The sequence below is a fragment of the Paraburkholderia sp. USG1 genome (genome assembly GCF_031570135.1).
GTDB classification, from domain to species: Bacteria; Pseudomonadota; Gammaproteobacteria; order Burkholderiales; family Burkholderiaceae; genus Paraburkholderia; species Paraburkholderia dioscoreae.
Genome location: NZ_JAMWXW010000004.1, coordinates 249,433 through 261,143 on the forward strand (window position 1 = coordinate 249,433; position 11,711 = coordinate 261,143).

At 60.4% G+C, this 11,711-nt stretch carries 9 protein-coding genes; 7 read left to right on the plus strand and 2 right to left on the minus strand.

Features of this window, described 5'->3' with window-relative positions; translation table 11 throughout:
- Positions 1-159 precede the first annotated feature (159 nt).
- A complete protein-coding gene (locus tag NE850_RS07580; protein WP_310698627.1) occupies positions 160-594 on the plus strand; it encodes a hypothetical protein in 435 nt (144 codons plus the stop codon).
- 488 nt (positions 595-1,082) lie between these two features.
- Here NE850_RS07580 and NE850_RS07585 read toward each other — a convergent pair whose 3' ends face one another.
- Positions 1,083-1,532 (minus strand): ribonuclease, encoded by a 450-nt coding sequence (locus tag NE850_RS07585; protein WP_007177171.1) that lies wholly within the window; start codon positions 1,530-1,532, stop codon positions 1,083-1,085.
- Between the two features lie 256 nt (positions 1,533-1,788).
- On the opposite strand from NE850_RS07585, the gene acnB reads away from it, so the two are divergent.
- Positions 1,789-4,374 carry a bifunctional aconitate hydratase 2/2-methylisocitrate dehydratase gene (acnB, locus tag NE850_RS07590; protein WP_007177170.1) on the plus strand — a complete coding sequence of 862 codons (2,586 nt, stop codon included), beginning with the start codon at positions 1,789-1,791 and terminating at the stop codon, positions 4,372-4,374.
- A 387-nt stretch (positions 4,375-4,761) separates the two neighbouring features.
- Here acnB and NE850_RS07595 read toward each other — a convergent pair whose 3' ends face one another.
- The gene (locus NE850_RS07595; protein ID WP_007177169.1) at positions 4,762-5,349 is read right to left on the minus strand and encodes a TetR/AcrR family transcriptional regulator; all 588 of its coding nucleotides are present in this window, start codon (positions 5,347-5,349) and stop codon (positions 4,762-4,764) included.
- Positions 5,350-5,698: 349 nt separating this feature from the next.
- Between NE850_RS07595 and NE850_RS07600 the strand changes: the two genes are divergently transcribed.
- The 5 genes from NE850_RS07600 (at position 5,699) to NE850_RS07620 (ending at position 11,464) form a co-directional block, all read left to right on the plus strand.
- Positions 5,699-6,553, plus strand: coding sequence for a type 1 glutamine amidotransferase domain-containing protein (locus NE850_RS07600; RefSeq protein WP_007177168.1), 855 nt, complete (start codon positions 5,699-5,701; stop codon positions 6,551-6,553).
- A 47-nt stretch (positions 6,554-6,600) separates the two neighbouring features.
- Positions 6,601-7,494 (plus strand): alpha/beta fold hydrolase, encoded by an 894-nt coding sequence (locus tag NE850_RS07605; RefSeq protein WP_007177167.1) that lies wholly within the window; start codon positions 6,601-6,603, stop codon positions 7,492-7,494.
- Positions 7,495-7,540: 46 nt separating this feature from the next.
- On the plus strand, positions 7,541-8,413 hold the full coding sequence (locus tag NE850_RS07610; RefSeq protein ID WP_007177166.1) for an SDR family oxidoreductase: 873 nt from the start codon (positions 7,541-7,543) through the stop codon (positions 8,411-8,413).
- A gap of 372 nt (positions 8,414-8,785) precedes the next feature.
- Complete coding sequence (locus tag NE850_RS07615) at positions 8,786-10,099, plus strand: HAMP domain-containing sensor histidine kinase (protein WP_165188345.1); 1,314 nt, start codon at positions 8,786-8,788, stop codon at positions 10,097-10,099.
- Between the two features lie 81 nt (positions 10,100-10,180).
- Complete coding sequence (locus NE850_RS07620) at positions 10,181-11,464, plus strand: MFS transporter (protein WP_310698591.1); 1,284 nt, start codon at positions 10,181-10,183, stop codon at positions 11,462-11,464.
- Positions 11,465-11,711 lie beyond the last annotated feature (247 nt).

Genomic DNA, 11,711 nt, shown 5'->3' on the forward strand with positions numbered 1-11,711 from the left:
TTAGGCCTGATCCTCGGCTGAAATCGGCGCATGGCGTCCCATACCGTACGGCGGCGTGATCTTGCCGGCGGCGCCCAGTTGGCTATATCGCTTGTAACCGCTTGTTAAACCTGCGCTATACCACCATCGACAAACAACTCCGTGGCATGCGTGATTCCCGTGCGACTCACGGTGCTCGCGACCGCCGAGGTCACGCCCAAGGATCCGTTCGTCGTGCGCGCGCCGCTCACTGCCGTGATCGACCGCCTTTATGTGCAGCCGACCCCGCCGTCCGTGCGGGATGGCCAGAGTTGGCCGGTGATTCGTTCAGCAGGCGTTGTGCGTCGCTTCGCCGCCAACCAACCAACGTCAAGTTCAGGCGAATGTCAAAACCGTGCCAGTATGCACATCGGCTTTCGATTGGCCACGGGCCGAAACTATTTGATCGCCTTACGCCAGAAGAGCATGTATGCGGATGCACCGGATACGGCGAGCAAGATTGCCCACATCGGAGCCAGACTGATCAGAACAGCGCTAACGGGTAACATTTGGATTCCTAAAGGTTTGAATAACGGTTTTGAATACGCAGCCGCTTTACCCGGATGGATGATCTGACCAAACATTGGGGTTCCGCGTAGCAATGGGTTAATGCTACATCGCAACTTGGGGCAAATCTGTGGCGTCCTGTCGCATCCCCATTGACGCATGTCAAGAATGTGCTACCGCTGAATCTGACGGGCGTGAGGCGTCGGATGCAGGGACTCGCAGGCAGTGTCGGGGCGAAATCGGCGTAGCGCTCGCGGATCAGCGCCAGGGCCTGAGGGCGCAGATTGACCTGTAACTGATGATTGCCCGGGTGGCCACGTCGGCGTGAAATAAGTCAGTAAGACTCATTCATTGACTAAGAAGTGCTTCGCCGCCGCCAGTTTGCGAATAGCACTAAACCCACCTGCATCCGACGCACTGCCCCAATCGCCGAACGGCGGCAAAAGCCGATCGACTGCCGTATACCGAAGGTGACTGGAACACGGCGCATCGGCCTGAAAACACAACGCCCCTGCGTCTCCCATACAGGAGGCGCAGGGCGTTTTTAACCGGCTCAGCTATTCCGCAATGCGTTTGAAACTGGCGTAGTAATCGTCGGTGTAATAGCAGTTGCCGGTCTGCCTGCGCGGTCCACCACATACGATACGGCGCTGCCCGCGATCCGCCGAGCCAGGCGTGCGAACTGTATAGGCGTGGTAATAGCCGCGCGGATGCTGCGGCAGCAATGCCGCGCTGTTGCGGAACAGGACACCGTCCTCGCCGAAAGGGAAAGGGCCGCCCGCTTTGATCAGACGCAGTGTTTCGGCGGCTTCCCCCGGCAACTGCGCCTTGGTGACGGTAGCCTGCGCGCCCGATGCGGAGGGTGTCTCGCTCGCGGCCGGCGCAAGTTGGGCCTGACTCGCGGATGCGCCCGGCTCCTGAGTGGCATTTCGCGATCCGTCCTTGTCGCATCCGCCGAGGATCGCGCTTATGGCGACGATGCAGGAGAAAGCCCACGCTCGCTTCACGAAACGGTTGCCTCCGGGTTGACCAGCACTCGACGATCACGACCGATTCAAGGGTAGCGCTAATGGCGGGGTGAATCAATGTTCGGCCGCGTCCAGAGCAGCAATCGACACTTTTTGTATTTTTTACTCTTATATAAGACATAAGACATTTGACCTGCGTAGGGTGTTGCATCTAAAATCGGGGTGAGAGCAGTGCGCGGCACAGTCTCGGCGTGCCTTGCAAGCTGTCCCTGAAACGCAAATACAGCAGGTCCCCATGCTTGAAAACTATCGCATTCATGCGGCCGAACGCGCCGCACTCGGCATTCCTCCCCTGCCGCTGACGGCTCAGCAGACCGCCGAACTGGTGGAGCTCATGACGAATCCGCCGGCCGGCGAAGAGCAGACACTGCTCGACCTGATCACCAATCGCGTGCCTGCGGGCGTGGACGAAGCGGCCCGCGTGAAGGCAGGTTTCCTGGCCGCCGTGGCCAAAGGCGAGACCGCCTGCGCGCTGATCTCGCGCGCCCGCGCCACCGAACTGCTCGGTACGATGCTGGGCGGCTACAACATCCAGCCGCTGATCGAGTTGCTGTCCGACGCTGAAGTGGGCACCGTTGCCGCCGAAGCGCTGAAGAAAACCCTGCTGATGTTCGACCAGTTCCACGACGTCAAGGAACTGGCCGACAAGGGCAACGCCAATGCCCGCGCCGTGCTGCAAAGCTGGGCCGACGCCGAATGGTTCACCAGCCGTCCGGAAGTGCCGCAAAGCCTGACCATCACCGTCTTCAAGGTGACGGGCGAAACCAACACCGACGACCTGTCGCCGGCCCCGGATGCCACCACCCGCCCGGACATCCCGCTGCACGCGCTGGCGATGCTGAAGAACGCCCGTGCCGGTATTACCCCGGAAGAGGACGGCAAGCGTGGTCCGGTCAAGTTCATCGAGTCGTTGCGGGAAAAAGGCCACCTGGTCGCATACGTGGGCGACGTGGTCGGCACCGGCTCCTCGCGCAAGTCGGCCACCAATTCGGTGCTGTGGTTCACGGGTGAAGACATTCCCTTCATTCCGAACAAGCGCTTTGGCGGCGTGTGCCTCGGCAGCAAGATCGCCCCGATCTTCTACAACACGATGGAAGACGCCGGCGCCCTGCCGATCGAACTCGACGTGTCGAAGATGGAAATGGGCGACGTGGTCGAACTGCGCCCATACGAGGGCAAAGCCCTGAAGAACGGCGAGGTGATCGCCGAGTTTCAGGTCAAGTCCGAGGTGCTGTTCGACGAAGTGCGCGCCGGCGGCCGCATTCCGCTGATCATCGGCCGCGGATTAACTGCCAAGGCACGTGAAGCGCTGGGCCTGGCCCCGTCGACCCTGTTCCGCCTGCCGCAGTTGCCGGCCGACAGCGGCAAAGGCTTCTCGCTGGCCCAGAAGATGGTGGGCCGTGCTTGCGGCCTGCCGGAAGGCAAGGGCGTCCGGCCGGGCGCGTATTGCGAACCGAAAATGACCTCGGTCGGCTCGCAGGACACCACGGGCCCCATGACCCGCGACGAACTCAAAGACCTCGCGTGCCTGGGCTTTTCGGCCGACCTCGTCATGCAGTCGTTCTGCCACACCGCTGCCTATCCGAAGCCGGTGGACGTGAAGACCCACCAGACCCTGCCGAACTTCATCAGCACCCGTGGCGGCATCGCGCTGCGCCCGGGCGACGGCGTGATCCACTCGTGGCTGAACCGCATGCTGCTGCCCGACACCGTGGGCACCGGCGGCGACTCGCACACTCGCTTCCCGATCGGCATCAGCTTCCCGGCCGGTTCGGGTCTGGTCGCCTTTGCGGCCGCCACCGGCACGATGCCGCTGGACATGCCGGAGTCGGTGCTGGTCCGCTTCAAGGGCAAGATGCAGCCCGGTGTGACCCTGCGCGACCTGGTCAACGCGATTCCGCTGTATGCCATCAAGCAAGGCATGCTGACGGTGGCCAAGCAAGGCAAGAAGAACATCTTCTCGGGCCGCATTCTCGAAATCGAAGGCTTGCCCGAACTGAAGGTCGAGCAAGCGTTCGAATTGTCGGATGCTTCCGCCGAGCGCTCGGCCGCCGGTTGCACGGTCCACCTCAACAAGGAGCCGATCATTGAATACCTCAACAGCAACATCACGCTGCTGAAGTGGATGATCGCCCAGGGCTACCAGGATCCGCGCAGCCTGCAGCGCCGCATCAAGGCAATGGAGCAGTGGCTGGCCGACCCGCAACTGCTGTCGCCGGATGCCGATGCCGAATACGCAGCCGTCATCGAAATCGACCTGGCCGACATTCACGAGCCGATCGTGGCCTGCCCGAATGATCCAGACGACGTGAAGACGCTGTCGGACGTGGCCGGTGCGAAGATCGACGAAGTGTTCATCGGCTCGTGCATGACCAACATCGGTCACTTCCGTGCCGCGTCGAAGCTGCTGGAAGGCAAGCGCGATATCCCGGTCAAACTGTGGGTGGCCCCGCCGACCAAGATGGACCAGAAACAGTTGACCGAGGAGGGCCACTACGGCGTCTTCGGCACAGCCGGCGCCCGTACCGAAATGCCGGGCTGCTCGTTGTGCATGGGCAACCAGGCACAGGTGCGCGAAGGCGCGACGGTCATGTCGACCTCGACCCGCAACTTCCCGAATCGTCTGGGCAAGAACACGAACGTGTATCTCGGCTCGGCGGAACTGGCCGCAATCTGCTCGCGTCTGGGCAAGATTCCGAGCAAGGAAGAGTACATGGCTGACATGGGCGTGCTCACCGCCAACAGCGACAAGATCTACCAATACATGAACTTCGATCAGATCGAAGACTTCAAGGAAGTGGCGGACACTGTAGAGATGTAAGCGTGCTGTCGGGCTACGGCGTGTTGATCTGGTCGTAGCCGCTACAAGAATGGCGCTGCTGGCTGAATGCCGGCAGCGCCATTTTTTTTCGACACAGAAATGGGACCATTGACAGCCGTTCGGAAAGGCACGGGTCTGCACATAAGTCTCGTGAAGCGATGGAGGAGTCCGTGCGAAAGAGAGCAGGGGAAATGAATCTGCTGGACCTGCTTGAACTGGCATTGGCGGGACGGCCGCCCGCACGTCAAGCTGATTGATTCGGAACCCGGAACACCCGAACAGAACTCGCGTCGAGTCCGATGATGCTCGCGTCAATCCCGAATTCTTCACCCTTTACGAGCCCTTCGGACACGCACCGACAGTCGGGCAGGCATTTGCCTGGAAAGCTTAAAGTGCAAGCTCCGAAAGCAATGCATCGAGCGGTTCGGTCACGAAGCCGTCAGCCTTCAGCATCACCAGCCCGTGCAACTGAGCCCACACCGCCGTGGCGGACCCATATGGCCCGCTCCGACCACGAGCCGAGATGCCCGCGAGGAGGAGGTCGTAGCTTTCCTTTGCCGCTTTGCTCAGCGGGCTATCCTGTAGAGCATCAGGAACCAGACGCGAGGCAAACATCAAGCGATAACGTTCCACGTTTCGTTCTCCGAACTGCAGATATGCTGCCGCCATGCGCCTTACGTAACCCTCTTCGCCTCCCGATTCCGCCGCGCTGCTCAGTGCCGCCGAAAGCTCCCTGAATCCCTCTTCCCCCACGGCAAACAGTAGGTCATCCCGGTCCGCAAAGTGACGGTACGGCGCCGACTGAGCAACGCCGGCACGCCGCGCAAGCGAAGCAAGGGTCAGACTTTGGGCGCCGTTCGCTGCGATCTCTTCCCGCGCGGCGTCGAGCAGCGCACGTCGTAAATCGCCGTGGTGATAGCTCTTCCGGCCGTGCGACTGCTTTCCGGGCGTCTTTATTGCCGTGCCTTTGCTCATCGATGTGTATCGAAGTGAATGTGACAGGTCATGACGTTTGCTTGGCTCCGGGTTTCACAGGTTAGTGAAATGATAGCTCATCACATTGCGGGCAATCAACAAAATGCCCAGTCAGCACCGGTTTGGCGGCGTGCGATCCGCACCAGCGTTCTCCGAAGATCGCCGTGATGCTCACCGGCCCGGTAGAGGTCTTTCCGTTTGAGTTCGCACCAATGTGATGACATATAACATTTTGCTTGACGACTGATCAAAGCACCTATATGTTATAGGTCATCACATCGATAACGGGCCCAAACCTGATCGTCGGCGTAACCAAAGACAACCGTTTTCCATCAAAGTGACTCTCGCCATGAGCCTCGTTCTATTACCGATCCCCAGTCGCGATTTCGATCCCTCCGAAGTCGCGGTGAGTTGGAAGATATTGACGCAGCGCGGTCATCGGGTCGTTTTTGCGACGCCCGACGGCAAGCAAGGCGCTTGCGACCCGATCATGCTCTCTGGCATTGGACTCGACCCTTGGAGCGGCATCCCGGTGCTTCGCAATGTCCGTGTCCTGGGCTTCCTGCTCAGCGCCAATACCGACGCCAGGAGCGCCTATGTCGAGATGCTGCGGGATCCGGCCTTTGCGAGCCCGCTGCGCTGGGACCGGATCGAGTCCACGGACTTCGACGGCCTGCTGTTAGGTGGTGGGCACTGGGCGCGCGGCATGCGCGAATATCTCGAAAGCACGGTTCTTCAGCGGATCACCGCCGAATTCTTCGCTGCGGAAAAGCCTGTGGCAGCGATCTGCCATGGCGTGCTGCTGGCCGCCCGCAGCACGCGTGCCGACGGCCTGTCCGTGCTGCATGGCCGGAAAACCACGGCGCTGACCTGGGCGCTGGAACGCAAGGCCAGCACGCTCGCTCATGTCGGGCGCTTTTGGGACCGCAACTATTACCGCACGTATACAGAGGCAGCGGACCAACCTACGGGATACATGTCCGTGCAGCAGGAGGTCACGCGCGCACTCGCCAGCTCTGCGGATTTCATCGACGTTCGCGAGAGCGATCCCGAATTCAGGCGCAAGACGAGCGGCACAGTGCGCGATACGGCGACGGATGATCGCCCCGCCTGGGTGGTGCGAGATGAGAATTACGTCTCGGCGCGCTGGCCCGGCGACGTCCATAGCTTTGCTCGCACATTCGCCGCGGTACTCGAGCAATGACGCAGCATCCTTCCGCTCAACTTCCAGACATAACGACCGAGGAAAACATGGTGAGTCAGAATGCAGTCAGCTATACGCACCGCTGGTGGCCCGATCAGAAGCCGGAGTTTCTGACGTTAGCCAACGGCGGTCCAAAGGTCCGCTATCTGCGGGCTGGCCACGGCCCGGCGCTGGTCCTGCTGCATAGCATCCGTACCCAACTGGACCTGTTTCAACGGGTGATCCCAAAACTCGTCGATCACTTTACCGTGTACGTGTTCGACTACCCGGGGTTTGGCTGGTCGGAAATCGTGCCAGGCGCCGATTATCGGGAGCCGGCGATGCGCGAGCATGTCGTCAATTTCATCAGACGACTGGATTTGCACGACATCACGCTGGCCGGCGAGTCGATGGGCGCCACCCTGGCATTGACTGCGGCAGCGGAGCTTGGCGATCGCGTGAAACAGGTCGTCGCCTTCAACACTTATGACTATTTGCCAGGTGTGGAGCGGGCGAACCTGCTCGCGTCGATCATTATCAAAAGCGTACGCGCGCCCATAATCGGGTCGACTTTCGCCGCCATGGAAAGCCGGGCCACGCTCGCCGGTATCTTGAGCGGCGGGCTGCGCGATCCGCGCAATTTGCCGCCGGACTTTATTGACGAACTGGTGAAAGGCGGGAAACGGCCGGGCTACTCAAACGTTGCGCGTGCCGTTTATCGAGCCCTTCCGAGCTACGTCGCGGCAAGACCGCATTACGCCCGGATCGACGCCCCGGTGACACTGGTCTATGGCGATCACGATTGGTCGCGGCCGGCCGAGCGCGAAGCGAACCGGGCTCTCATCAAGGATGCAAAGATGATCGTCCTCAACGATACAGGTCACATTTCTTCGCTGGAAAGCCCGGAAGAGTTCGCCCGCATTCTCACCGAGACCCAGTCAACAGCCCGCTTCGCCGCTTAAGGTAGAAGTGGACATTTATTCATGTCCTAACCCGGAGAAGTACCGCATGTCCAACACCATTCTCGTTACAGGCGCCACCGGCACGGTCGGCCGCGAACTCGTCAAAGCGCTCACAGTGGCCGGAGCCGACGTCATTGCCATGTCGTCCACAGGCAAGGTGGTCGAGGGCGTCGAAAGCCGGGTCGCCGATCTGGCTGACCCCGCGAGCCTCGCTGGCGCATTCCGCGGCATCGATACGCTGTTCCTGCTGCTCCCGCTGCAGGCCAACATGGTCGAGCTGGCCCGCAACGCCGTCGCCACGGCCAGGGCGGCCGGCGTCAGGCACATCGTTCGTTCGTCGGGAGCGGAAGCCGATCCGGCAAGCGCTTCCGCGATTGGTCGCGTCCAGGGCGAGATCGACCAGTTGGTGATGCAGTCCGGTGTGCCATACACGTTGACGCGGCCGAATTGCTTCATGCAGAACTATCTGACGTTCTATGGAGACATGATCCGCGCGGGCACGCTTTATCTTCCGCAGGGCGACGGAAAGGCATCGTTCGTCGACGTTCGCGATGTAGCGGCCGTCAACGCTTCGATCCTGCAGCACCCGGCCGCGCACGCCGGCAAGACGTATACGCTGACGGGCGGCAAGGCTCTTTCCAACACCGAGGTGACTCAATGCATCGGCGCGGCGCTGGGGCGCAACATCGGTTACGTGGCCGTCCCGGATGATGCGGCGGTCGCATCAATGCGGGAGGCGGGGATGGACGAGTGGTCGATCGAAACGGTCATGAGCCTGAACCGCGTGATCGCGGCCGGCCATCCGGCGGCGGTCAGCCCGGATGTGGAGAGGCTGCTTGGGCGAGCCCCCAACACCTTCGAGAAGTTCGCGGCGGACTATGCGGCGAGCTGGCGCCAGCAACCGTCAGGCCAACGCTAACCTATCCGCACAGTGCGCGTGCCAGCAGCGATGAAGGACAGGTTCGGGGCCGGTCATCGCCCCAAAAGCGCCGCGACGATGCAGTGATCGCCACACGGCGCATCGTTCCAACCTGGGCCGGCGGCGCTGTTCGCTCTATCGGCGTCAATGGTTCTGTCTGGTTGCTGGATGGCGTGGCGTTCGTGGAGGGAAGGCGGATTCTACTGGAAAGGCAAGGGCTGAACGTGGGCGCCGGATTGCACTCACCGAATGCGAGTTCAACGGCCCTCCTGGAAATTATTGTGCTTGTATAATCGTTCGGACGTTTTGCCGAGACTTCCTGTTGCCAGTAGCACGGGAGTCGCCCAACGCCCGCCTCACGGATCACTCACGATGAAAGATCGAAAAGCAACGCCGGAGGACTCTGCCGAAATAGATATAACCTCGGCTCACCTTCCCCGCAGCAATTTGACCTCGTGCCTTGACGAAACATTTCAGTCCGCGCCTATCCCCATCCTGATAGAAGATTGGTCCGGCATCAAGGAACGCATTGATTCCCTTAGGCAAAGCGGCGTAGAGGATCTCGAAACGTATCTCGACGAGCATCCTCATGTCATTGAGGAACTTCGTTCATTACATTCGTTCGTGGACGCGAACGAAGCGACTCTGGCGCTCTTCGGTGCGGAGTCGAAACAGACGTTCTTCTCGTGGGCGCGTGATCTGCTGCCGGCAAACAGGCTCAGCAATTCCAAAGTTCTTGGCGCGATGTTCGAGCAACGCACATCGTGCGAGGGCGAGCGTATCCTCACTACACTTAGTGGAATTAAGGTTCCTATTGTATGGAGATGTTCGCTTCCTGAAGAAAATCACAAATATCGCCGGCTTCGTTTCTTTGCGTTCGATGTCACGGAATACAAGGAGAATAGCAACAGGTTGCAAACCTTGCGAGCCCAGATGGCTCGCACCGCACGAGTCTCGATGGTCGGACAGCTCGCGGCATCCATCACACATGAAATAGGTCAGCCATTGGCGGCCGTGCGCACCGCCCTGGATGCAACCATACGCTGGCTGGATCGTCCGCAACCCGAGGTCGACGAGGCGCTTTCCTCGTTGCGGCACGCAATGCGGTGGACGTACGACATGTCAGAAATATGTCACCGGCTACGTAGTTTTCTCGTCAGCGCACCCATCCAGGCGACGGTACTCAATTGTGGTGACATCGTCGATTCCGCGGTGCTTTTGATCGCCCCGGAAGCGGATTCGAAACAGATCACGATCGTCAAAGAGGTCGAATCCGATGGCACGGCGTTTGCGGATCGCATTCAGTTGCAACAGGTTCTGACCAATCTGTTGATTAACGGCATACACGCAATAGATGCGACCACCTGCGAGGGGCGCGAGCGCATCCTGACCATTCGTGCTGGCGCGAGCGGTGATGAACACACTCTTTTCGAGGTGAGCGATACGGGTTGTGGCATCAAGGCGGCCGAGCCGGATACGATCTTTCAGCCTTTCGCCACGACAAAGGACGATGGCATGGGCATGGGCCTCCCCATCTCGAGAGCGATCGTGGAAGCACATGGCGGGAAGATATGGATCGCGGCGACGGGTAGCAAAGGCACCCGTTTCTGTTTCACATTGGCACGCTCCGCAATGGGGTGTTCAGCCAGTTCAAGTGCGGAGCGTACCCGGCAAAACCAGCTGTGAGTTAATGCCGTCGCGTACCCGTGCACGAGGGCGTGAACTCATGCCCGAAAATTCGAATCCTTAAGAGAAGCATCGGCCAGCATGCAGGTTCCATTCGACGAAGGTGAGACAGTTGTCCGCCAGTCTCACAAGTTGGAGGCGGGGACACTAGCGACTATCGTTCTCGCCAACGCACTGGAATTCTTCGATTTCTTCGCCTACGCGACCTTTAGCGCGTTCATCGCCCGCGCGTATTTTCCGCAAGAGGCGCATAAGCTCGGCCCGCTTCTGACGCTCGGCACCTTTGCGGCCGGCTTCCTTTCACGGCCAATCGGTGCCTGTTTCATTGGACGATATGCCGATCGTGTAGGGCGCAAACCCGCACTCCTGCTCACTTCGTCGTTGGTCACGGCCGGAACCCTCGGCGTGGCCATCATGCCGGGTTACGGTGTGCTCGGCGTCTACGCACCATTGTTGATCTTACTCTGCCGTGTTGCGCAAGGCGTGGCTATCGGAGGAGAAATAGGGTCGTCCGGTGCGTTGCTGCTTGAGCATGGCGACCGTGCGCGCAAGGGCTTTTATGCAGGTTGCCTGATGGCGGGGCAGGGGCTTGCGCTGACTGTGGCGGGCGGTTGCGGCATTGCGCTGTATCAGTTTTTGTCGCCCCTGCAGATCGAACAATGGGGCTGGCGACTGCCGTTCGCGCTCGCGAGTGCGCTGATCCCCGTGCAGATTTTCTTGCGCCGGCATATCCGCGAGACACGGCTCACGGCGGATCCCGGCCAGGCTCCGTATCGCGATGTGTTTTTCCGGCAGCGTCGCGATTGGGCGATGGCGATCGTGCTGATCTTCGGTGGCACGGTTCCTACCTACGTAGCGACCTACACCGCCACCTTCGGCGTCACGGGCTCGCGTCCAACTGCGTTCGCGGCGTTTGTGACGACCATCGCTGTCGGCGTCGTCACATTCATACTTTCAGTCTTCGGTGGCTGGCTTGCGGATCGCCTGGGTCGGCTGAAGATCATCGTCGTCTCGCGTGTTCTGACGATGGTCGTCGTTCTACCGGCCTTCCACCTCGCATCCGTTCACAACGATTCGACCACGCTGCTTTGTGTGGTCGCATTGTTTGCGGGTCTGTCCGCGCTCGGTGGCGGACCAGGCATCATCGCAATCCTCGAGATGTTTCCGGTTCGAGGGCGTGTTCTCGCGATGTCCCTGGTGTACGCGACCGGCGTTGCGCTTTTCGGCGGCACCGCGCCGCTCGTCGTTGCCTCATTTGACTTCTGGACGGGCGGACATCTCGCCGGCGCCTGGTATATCTTTTGTTCTTCGATGATCACGGTGCTGGCTATCCGGTTCATCGGCATTCGAACTTTCGCTCGTTGACCGGCAGGAACGTCAACCGTCCGGGTTCGCGACACATGCGGTAGCGAGCAACAGATCATCGCCTGACCATCGCCTGACTCGCGTCGCCACCCATCGCGCTGACCGGCTCTGCCACGCCCCCTTCGAGGCATGCGGACGGCGTATCCCACTCCCATCCCGCGCGCCTGCGCCATGATTTCACGGTGTGAAGAAACAAGGCGTGCGAATCAGAAATATTCCATTCGTTCTGGAAAGCGATTCATACGCG